The following is a 24,986-nucleotide window of genomic DNA, read 5'->3' as shown; positions in this document are numbered from 1 at the left end:
CTAATATGTCGATAAGAGCATTGTTGGTTTGTCTTACAAAGGCATGACTCGGTTACGGCCAAGTGATTTCGCTTCGTAAAGTAGTTTATCAGCACGTTCGATCAGCGATTGAGCTGATTCGCAGGGTTCAAGTTCAGCGACACCAAACGATGCCGTGATACTGCCGACTTGTTCACCACTGCGGCGATCTTTAATCGACAGCTTTTCTAAAGAGCGACGATTGGTATCCGCGAGTTGACGAGCAATACGCAAAGACTTGTTAGGCACAATTAGCGCGAACTCTTCACCACCAAATCGATAAGCAGAAATACCTTCACGGCAACTTAATTTCAGCTTACGAGCGATCCCTTTAAGAACCATATCACCAAACAAGTGGCCATAGGTGTCGTTGAAATTTTTAAAGTGGTCGATATCAAGAAGAATCAGACACAAAGACTGTTGTGCTTCACACAAGGTTTCTATGTCACGGTCGAAAGAGCGACGGTTATAGAGTGTGGTTGTACTATCGAAGAGCGCATCTTTCTGCACTTCTACCAATTGAGTTTTGAGCTTGGTGATCTCTGAGGTTGCAGAGTTTAGCTGAGAGTTTAAAAACTGAGTAGAGTGACGAATATGACGAGATTCAGACACCAGCTGTCGAACCAAGGACATGACTTCATCAATAGATAAGCTTTCATTATCAACACGAGCCAAGTCCTCGAAGCTTTTATCGATCATGTCAGAAAAAGCGGAGGTGTCGGTCAGGGTGTCATTCATTGAATTGGAAACTTCAGAAACTAACAGTTCCAAATTAGCGCGAAGGTCATTGATATTGGTTTCGGATTTGCTGGCAACATAATTGTTGTATAGCTGCTCACCCACGGCAGGAGGACAAATACCGTAGTGTTCTAAAACACCATCCATGTCTTGAGTCAGCTGGGGAATAGCGTTATCGACATAGGTGTACCAAAGTGCGTAATTTGCAGGTGTCGTTGACACCCTGTTCTTCATCATAAGAGGCACCGCTTTTTTTAGATTTGCGGTGGATTTCTGAAATTCGTCTTTGTTCATTATTTTTACTGCAGATACCAAAACAACTAAGCCACTTGCGAACAAGGTTAGCGGATTTCGAAGGTCTTTGCTTTAAAAATTATATGATTAATGGATGAGGATTGGATAAATAACTCATTTTTATTATGAATATCGATTGCGTATTCATAAGTGCAATCTAATGGATTGTTCTTTAACCATATTTGGGCTTATCAAACTTTCAGCATAGAGTGAGTTCGTATCAAAACATTAGTGAGAAATGAGTGTTGTTGTCTAGGGAAGTGCATACAAAAAGTGAAGTAGATTGATCGTAGAGCTTTAACTGCGAGAGGTTAGATTGAGGGGGCTTTGCAGGTGATTTTCAGTTGTTCAGAGTTAACGGGGGAAGCTTGTATCGAGAGGGGAAATGTTTATGAGCAGGCATAAAAAAGCGCCGATAAAAATCAGCGCTTTAAAATTCTTTTTAGCTAAGAGCTAATTATTGAGCAACAACGTTTGCTGCTTGTAGGCCTTTTTGACCGTTTTCAACTTCGAAAGAAACCTTTTGGCCTTCTTTCAGAGTCTTGAAGCCTTCAGAAACGATTGCACGGAAGTGTACGAATACGTCAGCGCCGCCGTTGTCTTGAGAAATGAAGCCGAAACCTTTCTCTTCGTTAAACCATTTTACAGTGCCAGTATTTGTGTTAGACATAATTTGTCCCTTATTCATAAATTTTCTAAGTTGTTGATTGCATTTAATGCAATGCGCTGATAATTGAATTATTTAATATTGCTAAGAAATAAGGAAAAACTACTTACAAAAACGGGTAACGATTTTACATGTCAATTTTTTACTATTCATCTAACTTAAATAACTCCGGCTAACAGAGCGAGAGCATGTTAACACAGTCTTTTGAGATGTACACGCATTGCTTAAGAAATTTGTGCTTTTTTTGTCATACCGTGCGAATGTACAAGATTTACACTGATTTAGTGATAGTTTTGTCGCTTCGTCCAACACAACAAAAGGAAGCATCTCAGCTTCCTTTTGATCATTAGTATAGACGATATTAACGCTTGAAGTTGATATCTTCAGTTTGATCTAAATTTATTTTTGTTTTCGCTGGTTGAGTCTCTGCAATCACCTTACCGTGGCGTATTGAGTACTGCACTGGTACTTGGCGGCGCACTGCATCAAAGCCATTGTCAGCAGGAAGAATCAGCAAGCTACCTGGCTTACCTTCTTCGATGCCGAAGTTGTCTTGGATGTTCAATGTGCGAGCAGAGTTCTTGCTGATCAAATCAAGTGAGTTGTTGATTTGGTCGTAGCCCATAACCTGTGTCACATGCAGTCCCATGTGCAGAACTTGAAGCATGTTCGCTGTGCCCAGTGGGTACCATGGGTCAAACACATCATCGTGGCCAAAACAAACGTTGATGTTTGCTGCTAGCATCTCTTTAACGCGCGTTACACCGCGGCGTTTCGGGTAATCGTCGAAACGGCCCTGTAAGTGAATGTTCACTAACGGGTTTGCCACGAAGTTGATACCAGACATCTTCAATAGACGGAACAAGCGAGATGCGTAAGCACCGTTGTAAGAGCCCATTGCAGTGGTGTGGCTAGCGGTTACTTTTTCGCCCATTTCAAACTTATGAGCAAGGGCTGCTAATGTTTCCACAAAGCGAGACTGTTCGTCGTCGATTTCATCACAGTGAACGTCGATCAGACAGTCGTACTTGCGTGCAAGCTCGAACACGTAATGCAAAGATTCAACCCCGTATTCACGAGTGAATTCGAAGTGAGGGATAGCACCGATAACGTCAGCGCCGATCTTCACTGCTTCTTCAAGCAACTCTTTGCCGTTAGGGTATGAAAGAATGCCTTCTTGAGGGAATGCAACGATCTGGATGTCGACCCACTCTTTCATTTCTTCACGAACTTCAACCATCGCTCTTAACGCAACGAGTGTTGGGTCTGACACATCAACGTGTGTACGAACGTGTTGAACACCGTTAGCTATCTGCCATTTCAGTGTTTGCTTGGCACGAGACTTTACGTCTTCGATTGATAGCAGTTCTTTACGCTCAGCCCAACGCTCAATACCTTCAAACAAAGTGCCAGAGATGTTCCAATTAGGCTCACCAGCAGTTTGAGTCGTATCTAGGTGGATGTGCGGTTCACAGAAAGGAGTAACTGCAATGCCACCTTCAGCATCGAGGATGTCGCCTTGATGATTGATTTGCGCGTCATTATCGAGAATGCGAGAAAATTGACCATTTTCAATCAGAATCTGTTTCAAGCCCTCTTGGTCTTGAAGTTTCGCGTTCTTGATTAATAAGGTTGTCATAGTGTGTCCTTAAGCGGCCTGAGATTTCAGAGCTTTTTTATTCAATAGAGGATTAAGCACGAGGTAGCTGATTGCACCACCTAACACTGCGTTCAAAGGAACAACGCCAGGTAGGAAGTGACCAGCGGCTACGCCTGTTGCTACCGCGATAATGCCAGCCCAGTTAACGGTTTGGAACTCTGCATTTGCAAAATCTTTGTAACGTTTACGGTTCGCGAAGAAGTCGGCGATGATTACGCCACCAATTGGTGGAATCGCCAGCGAAAGGAAGGTTAACCAACCAACGAAGTTGTTGTATAACCAAAGCGCGAAAATCGTACCGATAATACCGTTAATGATAGACATTGTAGTACTTGAGCGACCAGTGATGTTAGATAAACCCAGACCCGATGCATAAAGTGCATTTTCATTGGTTGTCCAGATGTTCAAGCCAAGCACGATGATGGCTGGAAGCAGTAGACCTTGCGCGATCATCACATCTGAAATATCAGCCTGACCTGTTGCTGCTGCGCCAGCAGCGCCGAAGATAAACATCAGCGAGTTACCGATGAAGAACGCAACCATAGTAATCAATACTGCGCTTGCTGGCTTTTTACCAAAGCGAACGAAATCGGCTGTCAACGTACCCGCACTTACAAACGAACCAACAACCATTGCAAGCGCCATTGAGAAGTCCATTGGCGTCTCTGGTTTAATAAGTTGCAGTTGCTCTAATCCACCAACACTGTCTACGGCTGTTAGCACTGAGTAACCACCCAAAATCGCAATCGCAGGTACTGCAATCGCTGAAAGCACCATTAGCGCTTTAATGCCGAAGTACACCGTACCCGTCATCAACAAGCCAGATACGATAATCAAGGTGTTGGTATCAATACCCGTTGCTTTTTGTACTGGAATAGCAAACATCGCAACACCCACACCAAACCAACCGACTTGTGTACCACCAAGTAGCGCAGAAGGAAGCCATGAGCCTTTAGTACCGAAAGAGAAACGAGCAAGAAGGTGAGTAGAGAGGCCAGTAGATGAGCCGATGTAGCCAAGAAAAGAAGTGTAAATACCGAGGATTAGGTTACCGATGAGAACGGCGAGGAAGAAATCGTTGAATGAAAGACCTGTCCCGAGTGAACCACCTGTCCACATACTTGCAGAGAAGAAAGTGAGTCCAAGCATTACCATGGTGAGTGAAGCTACTCCTTTCCTAGCCGATGTAGGAACCGGCCCTAGACTGTAGTTATTATCAGCAGCCATTTTTTACCTCCGCAAATGATCAAAATTAAAATTAACGGTCGCCGTATTGCAGGCAAACGTGCGCATTATGGTGATATAAATCACATAGTCAATGCTAATTTTGTCAATAAGGGCGACTTAAAATCAGTTATTACAGTAATTATCTTGTAAAACATAAGGTTATTTTCTGCATTTATTTCAAAAAAATAAATAGAAAACGTTTTCTATAACGCGTTGGTTATCTGCTGTTCTTGGTTGGCTATGAATGTTGATTATTATACGTTTGAATGGGTGTCTGTATCGAAGAGGAGGGCGGTCGGCCAAACTGCAGGCAAAAAAATAGCCAATCGCAATAATCGCAATTGGCTTATATATTTTGTGAACAAGAATAGGTTCACTAACAACGTCAGTTGGCTAGGTGACCCTCGGCTTAAGAAGGGTCAATATATACATTGCAGTTAGTGTGCCAACTTTTAAAACCACGTAAAACGGCAGTTTTATAGCAATCTGGTGCGTATTTGAGCGTTTGATTTGCGTTTTTGCAATGCCTAGTTGCAAAGTGCAATTGCGATTTGCAACTTTAGAGTGTTTATTCGTTTTTCGGGTTTGTGTTCTTTCTGGCGACGAATAGTGAAATAAACAAAAAGCCCGTGCGATCTAAGAGCGCACGGGCTTGGGTATTGCTTCACCAATAGGAAGTATTAGATGGAGTAGAAGAAGTACAGTTGAGACTTCATTCTAATGATGATCCCGCGTATTACGTCTAGGAACGCCATAAAGCTGATAGGCTTCTCACCGCTTACCCACGCTAATCCGACAGAGCCAACAGGAATATCGTAACCCTCTGCCTCATCAATTTTTAAACGAACAAAGTGGTGCTTGTTCTGAAGGTTTTTGCCTGTGGTAACACGAACCTGCTCATCGATACCCAGCAAACTTGCTTGCGCTTCACCAGTGGCTTCTACAATGCCTTCTACAGTTGCAGAGAACACTTTCCCTGGGTATACCGCTGTCGCAAATTCCGCAGGTTGACCGACCTTAATATTACGAATCGCTTGGTGGTTAACGCGCATCAGTACGTACTTCTCTTCGGTATACATCTGGATACGAGGCATCATTGAAACGCGCTGACCTTCACGAAGAATAAAGTTCGTTACAAAGCCGTCAGTCGGTGCCGTGACTTTGGTGCTGTTCAAGTCCCATTGTGCTTGTGCCAGTGTTCCCTTTGCTGAATCGACCTCCGTCTGTTTCTTGCTCACATTGGTTTCAGCTTTGTGGATGTTTAATTTCGCATTCTCGGCATCGACTTCTTTCTTGCTTAGCTGAGATTCCAGCGTCGTAACGTTATACGTCGCTAAGTCTACCTTTGCTGTTTGTTGGTCGATGTCAGTTTCAGTGATCGTATGCTCTACCACTTTGTTTTGCTTCTGGTAACGATCAAGCGTCTTTGATTGCAGTACCAAGTCTGTTTTAGCCGAATCTATTTGTGCAACTGAAGCTTTGATGTCTTCAAGCGCCGATTGATAGCTGACTTTTGCAATGCTCACTTCTTGGCGAGCTGTGTCTAAAGCGACTTCTGCAGACTCAAGTTGAACGCTGGCTTTGTCTCTTGCGATGACATATTTGGTGTCATCAATTTCGTAAATTAGCTGTCCTTCAGTCACATTCTGGTTCGGGTGGATGTGGACTTTGGAAGTTTTTCCCGACACATTAGTTGAGTCTGGACGCAACTGAATATGTGGAGACTGAACCACTGAGCCTCCGGATAGATCCATCGGAGTAAAGTTGAGTAGGCCAACCCATACAAACAGCAACCAAGATGTACCCCCTAGGTACGCAAACGTCTTTGTGCCTTTGTTCCAAGGCATACCAACAAGTCTGAGTAGGTAAATGAACAGTGCCCAAATTGCCAAGCCTTCTAACATGTTTGGCTCTCCTCATCTTGCTTGTCGGAAGTTGTTTGCTCCTTGGTTGTGGTCGGTGACTTCCATGTGTCTCTTAGATTGATGATGGCTTTTTCCATATCAACGAAGGCCAAAATTACTGCTAGTACCCATACCCAGTGCCATACAAAACCAATCCATGTTAATGCGGTGATCAAACCGAGTTGCTGATGCTCTTTACTGTGAGCCTTGTTGATTGGTAATTCATGCACACGCCAGAAGCCGTAACATGCAGCAGCGATGGTTGCGACCAACACTACGCCTGCAACTACGTGTAGTGCGGTATCTGCGCCGGTTCCGACAAATGGGACACTAACTAAACTCATTGATATACCCTAGGTTAAATTGAGCGCCGAGTGTGATTGATATCAGATTTAGAGGTTGAAAATTTACCAATTACTTTAATAATGATGTCATTATGATTTGATCTGTAATAGTGACTTGTAAGTATGGTGGCTAATGAACAATTGTAACTTCTTAAGAGCATTGGGTATTTTGGGTATTTACCAATACGCAACGACCAATAAGGCAGTGAATACTGAGCAATTAGGTATTCCTAAATCGGTGTTTAATAACCCGATGAACCTTATTCCCGTAAGTGAAGTGGACAAATGGTATGGCTTGCTTGAACAGCAAGCCGGTGACCCCGATATTATCTTGAAGTTGGCTGATAGGGTCGATATTGAAAGGCTAGGTCCTCTCTCTAACTGGTTTTTCTCGGGGCACGATCTGGCGTCGTCCATACGCCGAGTGAACATCGGGTTGCACTGTTTGCAGTCTGGGGCTTTCCTGTATGGTGCCCAAGTCGGTAATTTCATCAAGTGGTGCTACGACAATCCTGCGTATTCTGAGACTGGTAAGGTTCATGACTCGATCCGAGTTGCCATATTTATGATGAAGATATTAAGACGTTACTTGGGAGACGACTTTACTCCCGCAGCCGTCTCTATCGCAGGTTATCGCGAGAACACTCAACTCTATCAAGAGTATTTTGGGTGCAATATTCAGTGGGGCCAGCCACGAACTGAAATCTGGATACCAAGCCAGTTGAGGTTATCGAGTAATCAAGCCCCTTCGATCGGCAAGATGAGCTTGGCAATGAACTTTCATGACTTAGATAATTACCTCAATATGCCGGATGCCGCGGATGAGCATAAGGTGACCTATGAGATGATCAATTACAGTCGCCATTTCGGCCTGCCAACACTGCATAAAGTGTCGAGTTTGCTTGGGTTATCTGAACAGCAATTTCAACGTCGATTGCATAACTTAGGCATCAACTTTTCTACCATTATGGGCTATGCGTTAAGTAACGTGGCCGTGGAGTTGTTGATGTATTCAGTGCCAATAGGTGAAGTCGCGACGAGGCTCGGCTATACCAATGTCGCGAGTTTTAATCGGATGTTTAAGAAACATCGAGGTTTGACACCCAAGCAATATGTTGAGCGCTTAAAAACCGGCCTGTAACTATACTGAGCTAACTTATGGTTCGCTTATGGAGTAGGCTGGACAAGTAAACCATAGCCCAAGTACTCAAAATGAAAGGGGCGGTGAGTGGCAGTAGTGACAGTTCATGAAAACCAAGTGTGATGAGACAGCTTAACAGCATGCCTAATAGGGTTAACGGCCAAGGGATTCGCGGATAGATCACAAGTGCTAGAGTGGCAAGGATGGCGTTGTACCCGTAAAGTCCTTGCGCTACCAGTTCGTTAGAAGCGCCAATCAAATCGCTAAATACGGTGCTAATTATTATTGCGAGCATAATCCAAATGGCATGCTTGATATTGTTGAGTGCGATGGCGACTAAGATAACGAGCCCCGACAACGCATTTTCGATGAAGCTGACTTGGCTTATCCCTTTTAACAACGGGATCACCATTGTCGGTAGGTTGAACCATGAGCTAGCCTCAATACTGATGAGTGGTATCAGTGCGGAATCAGATGTCGAAAATGCTGACAGCTCAAAGGTTGATTGGATAATATAAATCAACCAAGTGGTGAGGATAAAGGCGCTAGTGTAACCGCGATATTTCTTAAAACTGAATACGATGTGGGCAACCGGCACTGTGAGTAATGCACCTAACACAGTCACTAAAGCCAATAATGGTGTCACACCAAAAAAGTTACCGATAAATAAGCCAATTAAAGCGCCATTTAGCGCGTACATTCCACTATCAATGTCGTCAACTGATTTGTTGGTGTTGGTGTTGGTGTTGGTGTTGGTGTTGGTGTACATATAGCCATAGAAGGCCAATGCAAAGCTGCAACTGGCGCCAAGTAAGGTAAGAAAAGCTAGTGCAAGTGACTCAATAGAAATGGCAAGCAACAGCAAAGTCGACGTCATAACAGACGGTGTAAAATAGACTTGCCCAATGCCATTGAGCAAGCCTTGAAGTGGCAGAATACCCTTGTTCGTTTTCATCGTCTGATTACATTATTGAGTCATGTTAAATTTTTGTAAGTCAGATTGTATACAATTTTATCAAGTTCACCATCTTCGCGTGTTAATTCTGATACCAGCGTTCACCATAAGCTTGTTGGTAATCTGGTGTTTCAATGATGCCTTCTTGTTCTGGAACGGTTTCTAATGGCCCAACGACGGTTCGATACGGTAATACGCCAACCCATACTGGGATATCCATATCAGCTTTATCATCATTCACTCCATGTTTACCAATCTTCACAGAGGCTTCCGTTAAAGGGATCGCTAATAACTCGGTTGCGGTGAGTTCTTTTTCATTACTGAGCCTGACCTCATCGGTTCTGCCCGGTGCTATTTGCTCAATAAAGATATTCAACAAGCGATCCTTTTCTTGGTTGTCATCGATGACTGAAAATGACCCCAACACCACAGCAGAACGATAATGCGCGCTGTGATGAAATGCCGAACGAGCCAACACCCAACCATCGAACAAGGTGAACGTTAAACAGGTTGGTTCTCCCTTTTTTAGCCCTTTTAGTAGGCGACTGTTTTTAGCCCCATGAATGTAGACCATATCATCCACTCGCCACGCGAGCATCGGGATAACCATTGGACCTTGTTCACCCTGCAATGCAATGTGTGCGATTAAGCTCTCATCAATAATTTGGTGCAGTTTCTCTTGTTCAAATACGGCTTTGTGAGCCCCTTTTTTAATCGTGGTTCTTTTCGTGTTAGATAACATAATCGCTCCTTAATCATTGCCTTTTGATTAATGTAGCGATTAACTGGTCTATTAAATAGAGCCACTTTTAAACACTATTTGGATCCAGTTATGCAGCCTATCGATGTCGGTGATCTACAGTTAGACGAACAACACGACACGCGTCAAACCGCCTTGTTCCACGCGATAAGAGAGAAAATCGTTCAAGATTTATGGAGCAAGGGCAGTAAGTTACCTTCAACACGTAAGTTGGCCGTCGAGTTATCGGTGAGTCGAAATACGGTGATTTATGCGTACGAACAACTGGTCACTGAAGGCTATATCGAGAGTAAGCAAGGCTCAGGGTTTTATGTCTCGGTTGAACAACCAGAACACTTTCTAAGTTTGTCTAAGCCAGACAGTGTTCTGGATCCGAAGGTCAAACAAACAGTCAGTCAACCGAGTACAAACATAGCGACACCTAACGACATTAACCGCAGCTTTGCCCCCGGAGTCCCTGACTTAGATGCGTTCCCTTTTGCGAAATGGCAGAGGCTGCTGCAACGTCACTCTACACGTCAGAACATTGCAGGCAATCAAGAGGTTCAGGGAAGTTTAGCCTTGAGAGAAGCATTGAGTGGGTATCTCGCAAGCAGTCGTTCAGTTCATTGCAGTACGGATAGAGTCATCATCACCGCAGGTGCTCAGCAAGCCATCTCAATTGGTTTGATGGCAACGTTAGAGATGGGCGACAAAATCCTCGTGGAAGAACCCGGTTATCGACAAGTGCATAAAATTATCGATCTGTTGAGACTTGAGTTAGACGGTGTAAGTGTGCGTGAAAAGGTGGGGCTAGATATTGAGAAAGTGTTGGCCAGTAATGCTAAGGCTCTGTATGTCACACCGAGTAACCAATACCCAATGGGCACGACTTTAAATACTGAGCAACGCCTTAAACTGATCGATTGGGCCAATCAACATCAGTCATGGATCATTGAAGATGACTACGACAGTGAGTTCCAGTTTGCTCATCGCCCTTATACCAGCATGCAAGGGTTGGCGGGAAAGTTAGGATTCGATGATCGCATCATCTATGTTGGCTCTCTGAGTAAGGTGATGTTCAATGGCCTTCGATTAGGGTACTTAGTGGTGCCAGAAAGTTTGGTGGCGAAGTGTCTTGAGATCAAAGACGCACTCACTGGAGACACGGCATCCCACACACAGGAAGCTTTGGCGGATTTTGTTCGAGAAGGCGATTTGCTGCGTCATATTAGAAAGATGCGTCGGTCATACAAACTCAAGTATGAAGCCATGATAGAAGCGATTGAAAGCGAGTTTAACGGTGATCTTGAAGTGATCAGTCAGGCGGCAGGGCTACATGTGACCGTGAAGTGGTATCAAGGTATATCTGAACATGAGTGGAGCCGACGAGCTGAGCTTGAAAATATCATTATTCGTCCGTTTGATTTTTATGAGTACGGTTCGAGTGATGCTCGTGATTGGAGTGGGGCGGTGCTGGGGTTTGGAAATATCCGTTTGGCTGAGATAAAGCCGAAGATCAAACAGATCGCACGGCTTTTTTATCAGTGATATTGGTAGGTATCGTTTACAGCTTGTCGACAGAAATGGTGGGTTTACCCAACCACTTTCGCCAAGGGAGTGACAATGTCACAAAAATAGTCACGGCATAGAGCATCGACCAACTTAAACAGATAAACACCAAGGTACAGATGACTAGCGAGAGCATGGCTGTGTATCTAGATGCGCCTGTCAGTAATCGGCAAGCGGCTAACATCGCGAGCAGATAAACCAGAACAAAAATACCGTTGGCGAGCTTGAGAAAGAACTCAAGGTCTAAATTAGACAGCTCACCAATCACACACGAAATAAGCACGACAAAACCAATTGCTAACGTTGGGTAAAGCGGTACGCCGTGGCTGTTCAGTTGAGCCATTCGACTTGAAGGACTGTGTTGGCGAGCTTGAGCCCAGATCATTCGTGATAGGCTTTGTGTATAAAGGTTGAGGCTAGCAAAGCAAGCAAAGAACCCCAGCACGCTTATGACGGTTTTGAAGCCATTGCCAAACAGTTGTTCTGTTACCCAAGGGATGGATGCTGCATCGAATTCAGGTGAACCGAAAGCACCCAGTTTAAGAATCACCACTGAACAAGCCCAGTACACTAACCCCGCAACAAAACAGCCTGCAATGATGGCGATTGGGAAGTCACGTTGTGGATTTTTAAACTCCTCTCCCATGTGGGCAAAAGCTTCTATTCCGACAAAGCACCAAAACATGACAGCCAACGCAGCGCCGATAGACCACATCGAATCGGATGAGATGGTAGGAAGAGCAACATCGGCTACCGTGATGTCGGCTTTCCAAACAAAAGCGCTAACCAAGGCGAAAATCGACAATGCGATGACGGTTTGTAGGCGACCAGAAGATTTACTGCCCATCAAATTGACGGCAATAAGCAGGGCGACGGTAAAGGATTGAGCACCAAGTGGTGTATCGAGAGGTGCAGGTAACAACTGTTGAGCAAAACCTCCTGCCAGTGCAATGGCCGCTGGAATACCGACAGGAATAACACTTACAAACAACCACGCCACGCTTGTTTCTAATCGCTCGCTAAACGCCTGACGCACAAAGTAGGCTGTACCACCTGCATTCGGGTAGCGTTTTCCTAATGCTGCGAAGGTCAGTGCAATGGGGCAAATAGCGATAAACAGGATTAACCACGCGAGTAGTGACAACTGCCCCGCAATGCCTGCTGCGATCGCAGGGATCATAAATAATCCCGTGCCTAGCAAGGTCGTCGAGAGCTGTCCGACTCCTGAAATAAGCGTGATTTCTTGTTTGAGTTGTGTCATTCGCTCTCCTAGCTATTTAATTCTGGTCACGGTCTTCCAGTAACTTTCTTCTGGTGTGTGTGAAGTTATGATTGAGAGCATACATTGTCGATATCAATAATACAGCTAGCGAAACGTCGTAAGACACCGTCATTTTAACGGTATTAATCCGATTAAGCGTGAAAGTGTCGGCTGTTAGAATGGCTGTTATAAGTCGGAAAGTTGTGTCAAATTAGGCGTTATAAATAGAACAATAAATGGAAAGAATCAGAAGCATGGATAAATTTGATCGCCAGATTTTGGATATTCTCAAAACCAATGCACGATGCTCAGTGAGCGATATCGCCCGAGATGTCAGCCTCTCGCGCTCGGCAGTGAACGCCAGAATCAAGAAAGTGGAAAGCGACAAAGTGATTACGGGCTACTGCGCTCAAGTGGCAGAACCCAACCAAACGAAGAATGTGTGCGCTTATATCTTGTTGAAGTTCGACATGTCGAGTAGTGACCATAGCTGTGAGTCTTACGCGAAACAAATCCAGAGTATTGATGAGGTGCAATGGTGCCACTCGATTAGCGGTGAGACAGATATGATGCTTTATGTTGAAGTGGAAAGTATGGAGAGCTTGAACCGAGTTCGCGATCAGCTGCAAAGCTACCCAGATCTGCGTCACTTAATGACTCATACGGTTTTGACCGAATTTTTCAACAAACAGAATGCGACGGTGCGTTCATGTTAGGCAATATCAACTTAAACCTACTGCGTTCATTGCATGTACTTCTTGAAGAGTGTCACGTAAGCCGTGCCGCCCAACGTTTGCATATCACACAATCCGCGGTGAGCCGTCAGCTCAGCCAGTTACGAGATTTGTGTGGTGACCCTTTGCTGGTTCGTGACGGCAACAAACTGGTGCCGACCAACCGCGCACTTCTGCTTAAAGGCAAACTCGACGACCTGCTTGGCGAGTTTGACCACCTGTTAGATGATAAACCCTTCGAACCGCAAGACTGGCAGGGTGAATTGGTGTTGTCTTCGAGTGATTATGTGGCTCAGTATATTCTTCCTGTGATTGTGGCAGAGGTTTCCGCTGAAGCGCCGAACATTAATTTGGCTTATCGATTGTGGCAGCCAAACTACCTTGAAGCACTGAACGAGTCGGGGATTCATTTGGCTTCCAGTATGTTTCCCACAAAACCTGAACATGTCTCAAGCATCAAACTTGGCGAAGATAAGTCGGTGTGTTTGATGCGCAAGTCGCACCCATTGGCTCAGCAAGCGGTGTTGAGTGCAGAAGATATTGTTCACTACTCTCACATCAAAGTGACGGGGGGTGGAGATAAAGACAGCTACGCGGACATAGCATTGAAGAAGCAAGGGCTGAAGCGAAGAGTGGCTTTACAGGTCCCGTTTTTTTCATCCGCTGGCACTGTGCTAATGCAAGACGACTATCTGATGATCGTGCCAGAACATATCGCCTACAACCTAGGTCGACACCTCGATACTACCTACTTTTCGTTGCCATTTGATACGGAAATGCATACCTATTGGTTAATGTGGCACCCTAAATATGACAACGACTCTGCCCACAAATGGGCGCGAGAAAAAGCATTCCAAGCCATGCAAAAGTCGAGTTACAATATCAGTATGACTTGAAATCATAGGTGTGATGATTATCTTTGATTTCAAATAATACCTCCTGCGAATTATGGTAAGTGACAAGTATTGAGTATTAAGCGTAGAGCGTTCAGCTGGAACGCTTTATTTTATTAGGAATGGAATGATGACAGTAACAATTTGGTTTTCTTTATTAGCGATTTGCTTGTTGGGTGCAATGTCTCCGGGCCCAAGCTTGGCGATGATCGCTAAACACAGTTTGGCTGGTGGCCGTATGAACGGGCTTATCGCAGCTTGGTCACACGCTGCTGGCATCGGTATTTATGCGTTCGCAACCATTGTCGGTTTAGCCGTTGTGCTTGAGCAATCCCCAATGTTGTTCAAAGGTATTAGCTTAGCGGGTGCTGCTTATCTGCTTTATCTTGGCGTTAATGCGTTGCGTTCGAAAGGTGGTGTTGCCGCGAAATTAGAAGCGGGTGAAAAGATGAGTTACATGCAGTCTGCTCGTGAGGCTTTCTTGATCTCTATCTTGAGTCCAAAGATCGCGTTGTTCTTCATCGCTCTGTTTAGCCAATTTGTTGCATTGGGTAATGAGCTGACCAATCAAGTGATTATTGTTTCAACACCGCTGATTGTTGACGGCCTTTGGTACACCTTTATCACCTTGGTATTGTCTAGCCCGTTGATTGTTGAACGTATTCGCTCGAAAGCTCAGTTGATTGATCGACTATCTGGCGTGGTGCTGATCCTTCTTGCTGTTCGTGTGGTGTGGACGATATAGCAGTGCGCGATAAGAATAAGTAACTAGGGTCTGTTAACTTTTAGTGGTTAAATTTTGTTCGAGATAGAATCGTTTTAGGCGCGGCAAGGAGTATGTAGCCTAGTCATTCTAAGTTAATACTTCTTAACAAAGCATAAAACGATTCTAGCCGAACCCTTCGGGCAGCCTTTGTGGTTCATTTCTACTGCGTTATCGGCTTCTCATGTAGGCTAGCTACACTTCAAAGCCTCTGCCTTGTAGAAATTTCCCACAAAGTGCTGCAAAAATCAGCTCTAAAGGTCAACAGACCCTAGACGTTCACCAGAAACGACACTTATTAAAAAAGGCTCACTAGACGTTATCTAGTGAGCCTTTTTGAGTTCTATGGATTGGTTTCGAAAGGCTTTAGCTTGTTAACCTTCAGAGTTCAGCACGGCATCTAACTTCGCCATCGAGTCTGAGAAGTAGGGGTTGTAGGTCAAACGCGCATGGTTCTTCCCTTCTTCACGATAGCCCCAAGCTGAGTACCAAACTTCACTGGTTGCATTGCATTGTTCTTCAAACCCTTCTGCCTGACCATTGGAGCAAATCTTCTCGCTACCATTGATTCCGTAATAAGGGTTGTTTGGTGAGAACAGTAAGCCCATGTGAGAGCCGTTCGAGATGCGTTGCTCTGGAATTTTCATGCTGTACTGAACAGCGCGAGGATCCTCGAGAGTCGTCTCTCCTTGCCAAACCAACACATTATTTGGATTCGGCATCGATTCAGTAAAGGCTTGCTGAACGTAGTTGGTGTCAATCACGCTGTCGCCTTCACTCATCATAATAAACACTGGTTTGTCGAAGTGGTTATCTTGTAAGTCATCACGTACGACTTCTGATGTTTCGTAGTAAACCGAGGCACCGTTCATTGGCAATGAGTTGTAACGCAACACATTGTCTTCAGGATCTTGATCAGCCCAAGTGACAAAGTAGCTTGCTAGCCCTGCGTATTGAACAGCAGACGAGCTTGGTTGAAACGCAGGAGAAAACAGCAGTAACCCAGAGATCTTTGGATCGTTCATCGCCTGTGAAGTCACGAGGTTCGCACCGGTTGAATAGCCGCCTAGCCAAACCGAATCATATTCTTGCTCAAGTAACTTCGTATGATGAGCCACCACACCTTGCCAATCTTCTAGGCTCGGCTGCATTAAGTCACCCACGCGACTGCCGTGACCCGGAAGTAATACGGTTCTCACTAAGTAACCTTGCTCTGCTAAATGGGTAGCGATGTCTTTAAATGAGTAAGGTGAGTCGCCTAGTCCATGAACCAATAGCACCGCCTTGCCGTTTGGCGAGGTTGGTTGATACTCGGTTGGTGAATTGAGTTGGATCTCGAGTTGCTTGTCTTCTGTCATGAACACACGGTTTTTCAATAACCAATCTTGGGTGTCATTGACGTAGGCATCAAAGCTGTCTTGCTGATAGCTAGGCAAGTCTGGAGATGTTTCGTAAGCGGGTATCGGTGTCTCGTTGGAACAACCAACGAGACTTAAAGTCGTTAAGGCCAGCAGTGCTAGGAGGGGCTTTCTTTGCATTATGTAATCTTGTCTCTGTTGTGCATTCACTATATCTGAAACTAAAGTTTAGGTTACTTTTTGCTTGAAAGGTCTTCGTATTCACCTTCTATAACACCAGCATCATTGGTTGATGACTGACGAGTGTTCATATGAGCTGCGAAACCTTGTTTCTTCATTTGATTCTGAATGCGCTTGCCAGTAATTAAAGCTGCAATAGCTAAAGGAATAGCAAGGATCAAGCTTGTGAATAAAGCCAAAAGGCCAGTAAACAATGCAACAATCGTAACTAATATATTTTTCATATTCATTCCTCTTTTTTTATGTTGTTACTTTATCGCTTCTATTCTGAACGAAACATGAACGCCGTTAATAAATCTCTGAGAGTCACTATGACACGGATGTGTGCTGTTAGGGAGCTTATATGTAGTCATAATCACGCACTAAAAATATGGAATAAAACTAAGTTTAATAAAATCAATAAGTTAAAAGTTGGCACGCTTGATGCTCTATAGGGTTTGGAATAAGTCACTGTAAGCAAAGTACTTACAGTTAATAAAAATTACTGGAGCCCTTATATGTTCTGTATTCAATGTGAACAAACAATTCAAACCCCAACCGTAAAAGGCTGTTCTTTCGCACAAGGTATGTGTGGTAAAACTTCGGAAGTATCCGACCTTCAAGACGTGTTGGTGCATTCTCTTCAAGGTGTTTCTTTTTGGGCCAATTTAGGCCGTGCTTGTGATGTTATTGATACTGAAATCGACGAGTGGGCGCCAAAAGCGTTTTTCGCAACATTAACCAACGTTAACTTCGATCCTGCTCGTATCATTGAATTTGCACAGCAATCTCATGAGTTTAAGCAGCGTTTAGAGCAACAGGTTCGCGCGGCAGCGACATTGATTGGTTTTGAGATCCCAGCGCTTTCTGCTGCTGCTCAATTCGACCTTCCAACGGACTCTTCAGAGTTATTGGCACTAGCTCCTCAAGCGGCGGTAAACCGTGGTCACGATTCTCAACACGAAGATGTGATTGGTCTTCGCCTTCTTTGCCTATATGGCTTAAAAGGTGCGGCAGCATACATGGAGCACGCTCGTGTTCTTGGTCAAACTGACAATGCTATCTTTGCTGAATACCATGAAATCATGGCTTTCTTGGGTACGGATCCATCAGACCTAAAACAACTGTTAGATACGTCTATGCAGATTGGCTTAATGAACTACAAAGTCATGGAAATGTTGGATAAAGGCGAGACAGATACATTTGGTCACCCTCAACCAACAACCGTGAATGTGAAGACAAAGCAAGGTCACTGTATCCTTGTTTCTGGTCACGACCTGCATGATCTAGAAAAGATCCTTCAACAAACGGAAGGTAAGGGCATTAACGTTTACACCAACGGTGAGATGCTACCTGCACACGGCTACCCTGAACTAAACAAATATCCACACCTTGCGGGTAACTACGGTAGTGCTTGGCAGAACCAGCAAAAAGAATTTGCGAACTTCCCTGGTGCGATCGTAATGACATCGAACTGTCTGCTTAATCCTGATGTGGGCTCATACGCTGACCGCCTATTTACGCGTAGCATCGTAGGCTGGCCGGGTGTTGCTCACCTTGAAGGTGACGATTTCAGTGCTGTGATCGATTGTGCTCTTGCGCAAGAAGGCTTCAAGCATGACGAGATCGAGCAAATGATCACTGTCGGCTTTGGTCGTAATGCCTTGATGGAAGCTGCGCCTGCGGTTGTTGAACAAGTGAAAGAAGGCAACATCAAGCACTTCTTCCTAGTGGGTGGTTGTGACGGAGACAAATCTGAGCGTAGCTACTACACAGATTTCACAGCTCAAGCACCAGAAGATTCAGTAATCCTGACATTGGCGTGTGGTAAATTCCGTTTCAACAAAAACCAATTTGGTGACATTAACGGTATTCCACGTCTGTTAGATGTTGGTCAATGTAACGATGCATACTCTGCGATTCAGCTGGCTCTTGCGCTGTCGAAAGAGTTTGATTGTGGCATCAACGAACTACCGCTAACACTGGTTCTTTCTTGGTTCGAGCAAAAAGCGATCGTTATCCTGCTTACTCTGTTTGCTCTTGGTGTGAAAGGCATCTACACCGGCCCAACAGCACCGGCTTTCCTAACAGAGAACCTACTAAAGATTATTCAAGACGAGTTCGACATGCGTTCTATCTCAACGCCAGAGCAAGATCTTAAAACAATCTTAGCGGCTTAATATAAGCCCACTCCCAAGCCCCGTTGTTGCTGTTCTCTAGGAACGTGCAGCGGCGGGGCTTTTTAGATTTAATTCTTTAGTATCAGTAAGGTGTGTGAACTATGTATGCATGGTCGGATAGCGATTCAATCAATTTAGTGTGTTTAAAGAAATGGCATGAGACGCCAGATACGGTCAGCTTTGAGCTTGGCAGTATTCCACAAGACTTACATTTCAATTTTAAGCCCGGTCAGTTCATCACCTTGGGTTTAGATATGCCGACGAAAACCGATTACCGTGCTTATTCAGTAGCGTCTTGCCCCGAAGAAAACCGCCTGAAGTTGACGGTCAAGCGTGTGGAAGGTGGCTTGGTTTCTAACTTTATTGTTGATGAGCTTGATGAAGGTGACGAGGTTTCTGTGTTGAAGCCGGCAGGCTCGTTTAACTGTATTGATTGCATGCCAACGGCAACAAAGAAAGTAACTCTAGTGAGTGCAGGCTGTGGCATTACACCAGTCATGGCGATGGTAAAGTATTGGCTGTCTCAAGACAGTGACATCGAGATTGATTTCGTCCACATGGCACGCAACAAGCTTGAGACTATCTACTTTCAAGAACTTCATCAGCTCGATGAATTACATGCGAATTTCAACTTAAAACTGCTGCTGAAAGACAATGAAGGAACAATGGCTCCTCGAGGCCGTTTAGATAAAAACTGGTTGGTGAAACTGAGCCCAGATATCTTAGACAGAACGGTTTACCTATGTGGGCCTGTCGGCTTCATGCAAGATATTGAGAGTTATCTGAAAGAACTTGAGTTCAACATGGATAACTTCTATCAAGAAAGCTTTACTCCTGCTACTCAGAATGCTCAATCAGAAGCGTCAAAAGCCGAAGTTGCTGACGATACGAATAGTGCTGTTAAGGTATTTGTGCCTGCGTTCGGCGCTGAAGTTGAAGCGGAAACTGGTACAGCATTGGCGGATTCATTAGAAAAAGCAGGCGTTCCAATTATTATCGCTTGTCGTAGTGGGATTTGTGGTTCGTGTAAATGCAAAGTGACCAAAGGATCTGTGGAATCAAGCAGCCAAGAAACATTGACGCCAGACCAGATTGAACAGGGGTACGTGCTTGCATGTTCAAGTTCGATTAAGTCGGATGTTGAGGTTGAGTTATAACAGAAGTGAAGCTGTGCAAGAGTGATGAAGACAAGGTCTTGTCATAGCGATAAAAGTTAGGGCGCTAGATATAAAAAGGCCACCTAGATCAGTTAGAGAGAGCAGATCTAAGTGGCAACCCTCTTATTTATACGGGGGAGTAAAACAAAAGGGGTTGCGAAGCCCATACAGACTTCGCAGATATAGTTATTATGTTGTGGAGCTTGTTGCGATAGACGTATCTACAAGAGCGAAGTTGATTAAACTTCTGGGTATGTCTTGTAGCGTACACCCATCATCTGTTCCATACAGTGAACAACTTGGCAGCTGTAGCCAAACTCGTTATCGTACCAAATGTACAGCACGGCACGGTTGTCTTGTGCGATAGTCGCCACACCGTCAACCACACCTGGGTGACGAGAGCCAACCAAGTCCGTAGATACAATTTCAGTCGAGTCTGTGTAATCGATTTGTGCAGACAAAGCAGAAGACAGCGCCATTTCACGCAGGTACTCGTTCAACTCTTCTTTGTTTGTGCCTTTCTCAAGGTTTAGGTTCGCAACTGCCATTGAAACGTTTGGCGTAGGTACGCGAATCGCATTACCTGTTAGCTTACCTTCCATTTCCGGCATCGCTTTTGATACTGCTTTAGCAGCGCCAGTCGATGTCAGAACCATGTTCAGTGACGCAGCACGACCACGACGATCACCCGAGTGGAAGTTATCGATTAGGTTTTGATCATTGGTAAATGAGTGCACCGTTTCGATGTGACCAGACAGCACGCCAAACTTGTCGTGAACCGCTTTCAATACTGGTGTGATTGCGTTAGTAGTACAGCTTGCTGCAGAGATGATGGTGTCTTCTGGCTGAATAACATTTTCATTTACACCAAATACCACGTTCTTGATGTCGCCTTTACCTGGCGCAGTCAGTAGAACTTTCTTCGCACCGTTACACGCAACGTGTTGGCTCAGGCCTTCCGCGTCACGCCATACGCCTGTGTTATCAACCACAAGTGCGTTTTCAATACCGTAAGCCGTGTAATCCACTTCTTCTGGTTTGTTTGCGTAGATAACTTGGATGAAGTTACCGTTAACGATGATCGCTTTGCGTTCTTGGTCTACAACAATGCTGCCGTTGAATTGGCCGTGTACAGAGTCACGACGAAGCAGGCTTGCACGTTTTTCTAGGTCGCCATCTTTGCCGCCACGTACAACGATTGCACGTAAACGCAGTGGGTAACCCGGGCCACTTTTCTCGATCAACAGACGAGTGAGCAGTCGGCCAATACGACCAAAACCGTACAATACAACGTCACGAGGTTCTGTCATTGCATCGCCTTCAAGCGATTCAATGAGTGCAGTTTGTAGGAAATCATCCAACCCGTGTGTGTCTTCGCGATCTTGCCAGAATGAATGCGCAAGGCGACCAACATCAATACGACATGGAGATAGGTCCATAGAGAGAAGGTGTTGAATAATAGGTTGAGTCTGTTCTGCTGTAAGAGGAGAACCAGTGTAACGTTTTGCGATGCGGTGAGCTTTGATGATGTCGATAGTTGTCGCGTTAACTAGGGTCTTACCAAAGAGGATAACTTCTACACCTTTTTGGCGGTATAACTGACCTAAAGTTGGAGCGATGGATTCAGCAATGGTTTGACTAGTTTGCCAATCTAGGAGGTGCTTTTCGGGACTCATCTTTACTCGGGACCTTTCACGTTAAGTTTCTGCATTCATGGCGGTTGTAGGGAAGCCAATCAGCATAGGGGATTTGAGGCATCAGGCTGTGGTCTTTATTGCCACTTAAATGTGCTGATATACCTTGTGTGTAACTTGTAATTTTTATGTGGCAGGATTGTAAGGTACGACGGGTTATTCTGCTAGGAAAAATAAATGCAGACAAAATATCTGTAAATTGGCGTTATATTAGCCATAAGTCAAGATTTGAACGACGATAAAGGCTATTGACTTTAACAATCTGTAGCACTTATTTTTCGTCAAAAAATACTCAATTCAAAAGATAATATGTAATGCATGTCATAATAAACATTAAAGGTGTGATCGCTAACTCAAGTTACACGTAAACAGTAAACGACAAATAAGGGAATTAACGAGTATTGTTGTTCGACCTTTGAATAAGCCTAGCTTGAGTGTGAAAAGTGCATCACGCAAACGATTGGATGTCACAATTTTAACCTAACTATCCGCTTTGTTAGCGCGCAGAGTCATTATTCACAGTCTAGTTGAGCCGTAGAATGTGGATGTTCACTTGTTATGCGGGTGATAATAACTGGAGAAAACGTCTTTTGTTTACATTTTGCTCACTGAAACCTCGCTTGTTTAAACCAGTCTTAATAAAAGCACGCCTTTCCGCTTTAAAGCACTTTTCTGGATACCAGTTGGCTCTAATTTTTCGTTCTGGGCTCAGAGTATCGTTTGTTCATATCCAATTTGATCAATAACCCCCTGTTAATGTCCTATTCTTAATTTGGGCTAGGTAAATTACTTTCGGGAAGGGAGTAGTTATAAAAATGATAAACATGTCAATTAGATGGCGTCTTATTTTTCTTTCCACGGTTTCTGTACTCATTATGTTTGGGTTTACAGTGAATGAAGTGCTTAAGAACGATGAGAAGATGAATCACCTTGAAACAACGCGTATTAAGGTCGAAGCGCTTCAATCTTTTAATACGGTTTCAAGTGATGCTTATCGATGGTTGGTGCTGTCTAATGACTCCCCTGAGAAAGGTCAGTTGCTTTTAACGTTGCAATCAGAACTGGATAGACTCACTCAGTACGGAATGCGACTTCAACAGTTCGACAGCAATTGGAGTATTGATCCTCAGTTAACTGAATTGAAAAAGCTGTTGATGAGCCTTGCTAGTACAACTGAAACAACAGACAGCAGACAATTGACAGAGCGCGCTTTCGACTTATTAAAAGACGTGTTAATAGAGCTGTCTGAATATCGTATGGCCTTAGTCGATGAAAATATCGGTCAAGCGGACGCGATGTTTATCAATCTTACGCATTACGTGTTTTGGACTCAGAGAGAAGCGTGGTTAAGCTTCAGCTTGTATCGCTCCCCAGAGTTGAAAAACCAATACTTGCTTAGCTATGTCGGTGCTCTAGAGAGGCAGCAACAGCTATTAGATACCTTTTTCCGTTCGGATACGCGTTCTCCAAACATTAGACAGTTGCTAAACGCTGTCGCCAAAGATGAATTCCAAGACAAGTTCACATCTCGAATCCTCAAAGGGGACTTTTCATCACCCGAAATATATCAACACTTGAAAAGCTTAGAGGTTAAAAAACGCGCTATTTCAAACGCGATTGGCGCTTACACTAATCAAATACAGTTTGAACTGACCAAGAATATCGCGTTGCAGAAAAGGCAAACCTTGGTCATGACGTTGCTTATACTCATCGCTTCTGGGGTTCTGATGTGGCTTGGGGTCGCGACGTCTCTACGTTTAAACAAAAACCTGTCGATTATTTTGAAAGGCGTGTCGGAATGCGCTGATAGCTACGGTCAGCCAAAGGTGATCCATATCCAAGGGAACGATGAGCTTACCGAATTCACTGAAACCCTAAACCGAGTGATGGAGCGTAACTATCTTCACAACAAAGAGTTGATAACAGCAAAAGAAGATGCGATTTCGGCTAACAAAGCCAAAAGCGCATTCTTAGCCAATATGTCACATGAAATACGCACGCCACTTAACGGGATTATTGGCATGGCTGAGATCTTATCTCAAAGCCAACTGAGCCCAAATCAACAAGAAGTACTGGGAGATATCGAATCGTCTTCTCACTCTTTACTGGTGCTGCTTAACGACATCCTCGACCTGTCTAAAATCGAGTCGGGTAACTTGATGTTGTCACCACACAATGCTGATTTGCGAGAAGCGGTCTATGATTCTGTAAGCGTGATTCAGTCGAAAGCGATAAGTAAGGACATCGAGCTCGACATCAATATCGACTATCAAACGCCGTCACAACTGTTTTTCGATGAGTACCGCGTGAGACAGGTGCTGACCAATCTGCTTTCTAATGCGATCAAGTTTACGTCCAAGGGCACAATTACCACTGACATTGCTTACACACCCATGTCTATGGGCAGGGGCAAGCTTGAATGCAGCGTGTCTGATACCGGGATTGGGATTGAACCAGAGAAGTTAGAATCCATATTTGAACCTTTCACCCAAGAAGATGGCAGCATTACCCGCCAATTTGGTGGTACGGGACTAGGGCTTGCAATTTGTCGACAACTTGTTGATTTGATGGGGGGCTACATTACCGCGCGTTCAGTGAAAGGAGAGGGCTCTACATTCACGTTTTGTCTGTATGTCGATGTTGTAGAAGCGCCTGTTCAAACTTTTGATAACCTGAGCCGAGCGACCATCATATCGAACTCTTTCAATTACCTTGATCAACTTGTTAAAGAGTGTGAGCGTTTGAATGTTCGAGCCAATGTGGTGTCATCCATTGCAGCCCTTAGTGAAAGTGTAAAAGAAAGCGACTTCATACTTTATTGTCATACCTTGCATCACTCTATGGAGAAAGATCTTGCGACGTTGAAGGCGATATATCCTCTTGCTCGCGTCATCGTGTGTCAGCATCACCTATTTAAAACCAACCTAATCACAGAAACGGTCCACTCGACTCATACCTTGCCATTCTTGGGCCGACGTTTCTTAACTAGCTTACAATCTCTCGATGTCGGCGAAGAGCAAACTCCTCAAGTGGCAGCAAAAGATGAAGAGGTTCGCTCTCTGAATCGACGCATTTTGATCGTTGAAGACAATCTGATGAATCAAAAAATAGCGAGCTTCTTCCTTGAGCAAGCGGGTTATGAATATTTGATTGCCAGTAATGGCCAAGAAGCGGTGGATGTCATTACTCAGGGAGCTCAGTTTGATGCGGTCTTAATGGACTGCATGATGCCTGTTATGGACGGTATAACGGCGACTCGTGCGATTCGTCAGTGGGAAGCCGATCAACAAGTCACACCATTACCCATCATTGCTTTAACCGCCAGTGTTCTGGAAGAAGACATCAAAGACTGTTTTGAAGCCGGTATGAACGCCTACTTACCGAAACCCTATAAATCTCATCAGCTGTACGATCTTTTCAGTAGCCTTGATATTGTCTAAGGGCACTCGTATCAAGGCTAGCGTGGCG

20 protein-coding genes are annotated in these 24,986 nt (G+C 44.5%); 8 read left to right on the top strand and 12 right to left on the bottom strand.

Going from position 1 to position 24,986, the window contains the following annotated elements; translation table 11 throughout:
* Positions 1-33: 33 nt before the first annotated feature.
* The 6 genes from OCV20_RS22225 to OCV20_RS22200 form a co-directional block, all read right to left on the bottom strand.
* The gene (locus OCV20_RS22225; RefSeq protein ID WP_086774387.1) at positions 34-1,050 is read right to left on the bottom strand and encodes a GGDEF domain-containing protein; all 1,017 of its coding nucleotides are present in this window, start codon (positions 1,048-1,050) and stop codon (positions 34-36) included.
* A 457-nt stretch (positions 1,051-1,507) separates the two neighbouring features.
* Complete coding sequence (gene cspE, locus OCV20_RS22220; protein WP_004740083.1) at positions 1,508-1,720, bottom strand: transcription antiterminator/RNA stability regulator CspE; 213 nt, start codon at positions 1,718-1,720, stop codon at positions 1,508-1,510.
* A gap of 358 nt (positions 1,721-2,078) precedes the next feature.
* The gene (locus OCV20_RS22215) at positions 2,079-3,356 is read right to left on the bottom strand and encodes a cytosine deaminase (protein WP_017064864.1); all 1,278 of its coding nucleotides are present in this window, start codon (positions 3,354-3,356) and stop codon (positions 2,079-2,081) included.
* Positions 3,357-3,365: 9 nt separating this feature from the next.
* Positions 3,366-4,604 carry a cytosine permease gene (gene codB, locus OCV20_RS22210; RefSeq protein WP_032546874.1) on the bottom strand — a complete coding sequence of 413 codons (1,239 nt, stop codon included), beginning with the start codon at positions 4,602-4,604 and terminating at the stop codon, positions 3,366-3,368.
* 680 nt (positions 4,605-5,284) lie between these two features.
* Entirely contained in the window at positions 5,285-6,508 is a 1,224-nt protein-coding gene (locus OCV20_RS22205) for an HlyD family secretion protein (RefSeq protein WP_086774388.1), read from the bottom strand.
* Positions 6,502-6,852 (bottom strand): MFS transporter, encoded by a 351-nt coding sequence (locus OCV20_RS22200; protein WP_017066493.1) that lies wholly within the window; start codon positions 6,850-6,852, stop codon positions 6,502-6,504. Before OCV20_RS22200 ends, OCV20_RS22205 begins: the two co-directional genes overlap by 7 nt.
* Positions 6,853-6,985: 133 nt before the next feature.
* Between OCV20_RS22200 and OCV20_RS22195 the strand changes: the two genes are divergently transcribed.
* Positions 6,986-7,993: an AraC family transcriptional regulator gene (locus OCV20_RS22195; RefSeq protein WP_050621737.1), complete on the top strand. Its 1,008-nt coding sequence runs from the start codon at positions 6,986-6,988 to the stop codon at positions 7,991-7,993.
* Positions 7,994-8,003: 10 nt separating this feature from the next.
* Here OCV20_RS22195 and OCV20_RS22190 read toward each other — a convergent pair whose 3' ends face one another.
* Positions 8,004-8,948, bottom strand: coding sequence for an urea transporter (locus OCV20_RS22190; RefSeq protein WP_086774389.1), 945 nt, complete (start codon positions 8,946-8,948; stop codon positions 8,004-8,006).
* Between the two features lie 82 nt (positions 8,949-9,030).
* Positions 9,031-9,690: a pyridoxamine 5'-phosphate oxidase family protein gene (locus OCV20_RS22185; RefSeq protein WP_086774390.1), complete on the bottom strand. Its 660-nt coding sequence runs from the start codon at positions 9,688-9,690 to the stop codon at positions 9,031-9,033.
* Between the two features lie 90 nt (positions 9,691-9,780).
* Here OCV20_RS22185 and pdxR point away from each other — a divergent pair, with 90 nt between their 5' ends.
* The gene (gene pdxR, locus OCV20_RS22180; protein ID WP_086774391.1) at positions 9,781-11,238 is read left to right on the top strand and encodes a MocR-like pyridoxine biosynthesis transcription factor PdxR; all 1,458 of its coding nucleotides are present in this window, start codon (positions 9,781-9,783) and stop codon (positions 11,236-11,238) included.
* Between the two features lie 16 nt (positions 11,239-11,254).
* On the opposite strand, the gene yjeH is transcribed toward pdxR, so the two are convergent.
* Positions 11,255-12,520 (bottom strand): L-methionine/branched-chain amino acid transporter, encoded by a 1,266-nt coding sequence (yjeH, locus tag OCV20_RS22175; RefSeq protein ID WP_086774392.1) that lies wholly within the window; start codon positions 12,518-12,520, stop codon positions 11,255-11,257.
* Between the two features lie 254 nt (positions 12,521-12,774).
* Between yjeH and OCV20_RS22170 the strand changes: the two genes are divergently transcribed.
* The 3 genes from OCV20_RS22170 (at position 12,775) to OCV20_RS22160 (ending at position 14,892) form a co-directional block, all read left to right on the top strand.
* A complete protein-coding gene (locus OCV20_RS22170) occupies positions 12,775-13,236 on the top strand; it encodes an Lrp/AsnC family transcriptional regulator (RefSeq protein ID WP_086774393.1) in 462 nt (153 codons plus the stop codon).
* Positions 13,230-14,150: a LysR family transcriptional regulator gene (locus OCV20_RS22165; RefSeq protein ID WP_017070979.1), complete on the top strand. Its 921-nt coding sequence runs from the start codon at positions 13,230-13,232 to the stop codon at positions 14,148-14,150. The genes OCV20_RS22170 and OCV20_RS22165 overlap by 7 nt, the downstream gene beginning before the upstream one ends.
* 127 nt (positions 14,151-14,277) lie before the next feature.
* Positions 14,278-14,892, top strand: coding sequence for a LysE family translocator (locus OCV20_RS22160; RefSeq protein WP_017061779.1), 615 nt, complete (start codon positions 14,278-14,280; stop codon positions 14,890-14,892).
* 392 nt (positions 14,893-15,284) lie between these two features.
* Here OCV20_RS22160 and OCV20_RS22155 read toward each other — a convergent pair whose 3' ends face one another.
* Together OCV20_RS22155 and OCV20_RS22150 are read right to left on the bottom strand one after the other, a co-directional pair.
* Positions 15,285-16,448 (bottom strand): alpha/beta hydrolase, encoded by a 1,164-nt coding sequence (locus OCV20_RS22155; protein ID WP_086774394.1) that lies wholly within the window; start codon positions 16,446-16,448, stop codon positions 15,285-15,287.
* A gap of 53 nt (positions 16,449-16,501) precedes the next feature.
* The gene (locus tag OCV20_RS22150) at positions 16,502-16,732 is read right to left on the bottom strand and encodes a hypothetical protein (protein WP_017061777.1); all 231 of its coding nucleotides are present in this window, start codon (positions 16,730-16,732) and stop codon (positions 16,502-16,504) included.
* 273 nt (positions 16,733-17,005) lie between these two features.
* Between OCV20_RS22150 and hcp the strand changes: the two genes are divergently transcribed.
* Both hcp and OCV20_RS22140 read left to right on the top strand, forming a co-directional pair.
* Positions 17,006-18,667 (top strand): hydroxylamine reductase, encoded by a 1,662-nt coding sequence (hcp, locus tag OCV20_RS22145; RefSeq protein WP_050649169.1) that lies wholly within the window; start codon positions 17,006-17,008, stop codon positions 18,665-18,667.
* Positions 18,668-18,768: 101 nt separating this feature from the next.
* Entirely contained in the window at positions 18,769-19,824 is a 1,056-nt protein-coding gene (locus tag OCV20_RS22140) for an FAD-binding oxidoreductase (RefSeq protein WP_086774395.1), read from the top strand.
* A 239-nt stretch (positions 19,825-20,063) separates the two neighbouring features.
* Here the strand turns inward: OCV20_RS22140 and OCV20_RS22135 are convergent, their stop codons facing one another.
* Entirely contained in the window at positions 20,064-21,500 is a 1,437-nt protein-coding gene (locus OCV20_RS22135; RefSeq protein WP_048612894.1) for a glyceraldehyde-3-phosphate dehydrogenase, read from the bottom strand.
* 893 nt (positions 21,501-22,393) lie between these two features.
* On the opposite strand from OCV20_RS22135, the gene OCV20_RS22130 reads away from it, so the two are divergent.
* A complete protein-coding gene (locus OCV20_RS22130; RefSeq protein ID WP_086774396.1) occupies positions 22,394-24,958 on the top strand; it encodes an ATP-binding protein in 2,565 nt (854 codons plus the stop codon).
* Positions 24,959-24,986: the final 28 nt, after the last annotated feature.

Source organism: Vibrio coralliirubri (assembly GCF_024347375.1).
Classification (GTDB): Bacteria; Pseudomonadota; Gammaproteobacteria; order Enterobacterales; family Vibrionaceae; genus Vibrio; species Vibrio coralliirubri.
The sequence above is the reverse complement of the archived record's forward strand: the minus strand, read 5'-3'. Positions and strand labels throughout refer to the sequence as shown.

Excerpts from the sequence above, each read along its gene's own strand:
- OCV20_RS22225 (WP_086774387.1), bottom strand. The coding sequence starts at position 1,050 with ATGAACAAAGACGAATTTCAGAAATCCACCGCAAATCTAAAAAAAGCG.
- cspE (WP_004740083.1), bottom strand. The coding sequence starts at position 1,720 with ATGTCTAACACAAATACTGGCACTGTAAAATGGTTTAACGAAGAGAAA.
- OCV20_RS22215 (WP_017064864.1), bottom strand. The coding sequence starts at position 3,356 with ATGACAACCTTATTAATCAAGAACGCGAAACTTCAAGACCAAGAGGGC.
- codB (WP_032546874.1), bottom strand. The coding sequence starts at position 4,604 with ATGGCTGCTGATAATAACTACAGTCTAGGGCCGGTTCCTACATCGGCT.
- OCV20_RS22205 (WP_086774388.1), bottom strand. The coding sequence starts at position 6,508 with ATGTTAGAAGGCTTGGCAATTTGGGCACTGTTCATTTACCTACTCAGA.
- OCV20_RS22200 (WP_017066493.1), bottom strand. The coding sequence starts at position 6,852 with ATGAGTTTAGTTAGTGTCCCATTTGTCGGAACCGGCGCAGATACCGCA.
- OCV20_RS22195 (WP_050621737.1), top strand. The coding sequence starts at position 6,986 with ATGAACAATTGTAACTTCTTAAGAGCATTGGGTATTTTGGGTATTTAC.
- OCV20_RS22190 (WP_086774389.1), bottom strand. The coding sequence starts at position 8,948 with ATGAAAACGAACAAGGGTATTCTGCCACTTCAAGGCTTGCTCAATGGC.
- OCV20_RS22185 (WP_086774390.1), bottom strand. The coding sequence starts at position 9,690 with ATGTTATCTAACACGAAAAGAACCACGATTAAAAAAGGGGCTCACAAA.
- pdxR (WP_086774391.1), top strand. The coding sequence starts at position 9,781 with ATGCAGCCTATCGATGTCGGTGATCTACAGTTAGACGAACAACACGAC.
- yjeH (WP_086774392.1), bottom strand. The coding sequence starts at position 12,520 with ATGACACAACTCAAACAAGAAATCACGCTTATTTCAGGAGTCGGACAG.
- OCV20_RS22170 (WP_086774393.1), top strand. The coding sequence starts at position 12,775 with ATGGATAAATTTGATCGCCAGATTTTGGATATTCTCAAAACCAATGCA.
- OCV20_RS22165 (WP_017070979.1), top strand. The coding sequence starts at position 13,230 with ATGTTAGGCAATATCAACTTAAACCTACTGCGTTCATTGCATGTACTT.
- OCV20_RS22160 (WP_017061779.1), top strand. The coding sequence starts at position 14,278 with ATGACAGTAACAATTTGGTTTTCTTTATTAGCGATTTGCTTGTTGGGT.
- OCV20_RS22155 (WP_086774394.1), bottom strand. The coding sequence starts at position 16,448 with ATGCAAAGAAAGCCCCTCCTAGCACTGCTGGCCTTAACGACTTTAAGT.
- OCV20_RS22150 (WP_017061777.1), bottom strand. The coding sequence starts at position 16,732 with ATGAAAAATATATTAGTTACGATTGTTGCATTGTTTACTGGCCTTTTG.
- hcp (WP_050649169.1), top strand. The coding sequence starts at position 17,006 with ATGTTCTGTATTCAATGTGAACAAACAATTCAAACCCCAACCGTAAAA.
- OCV20_RS22140 (WP_086774395.1), top strand. The coding sequence starts at position 18,769 with ATGTATGCATGGTCGGATAGCGATTCAATCAATTTAGTGTGTTTAAAG.
- OCV20_RS22135 (WP_048612894.1), bottom strand. The coding sequence starts at position 21,500 with ATGAGTCCCGAAAAGCACCTCCTAGATTGGCAAACTAGTCAAACCATT.
- OCV20_RS22130 (WP_086774396.1), top strand. The coding sequence starts at position 22,394 with ATGTTTGGGTTTACAGTGAATGAAGTGCTTAAGAACGATGAGAAGATG.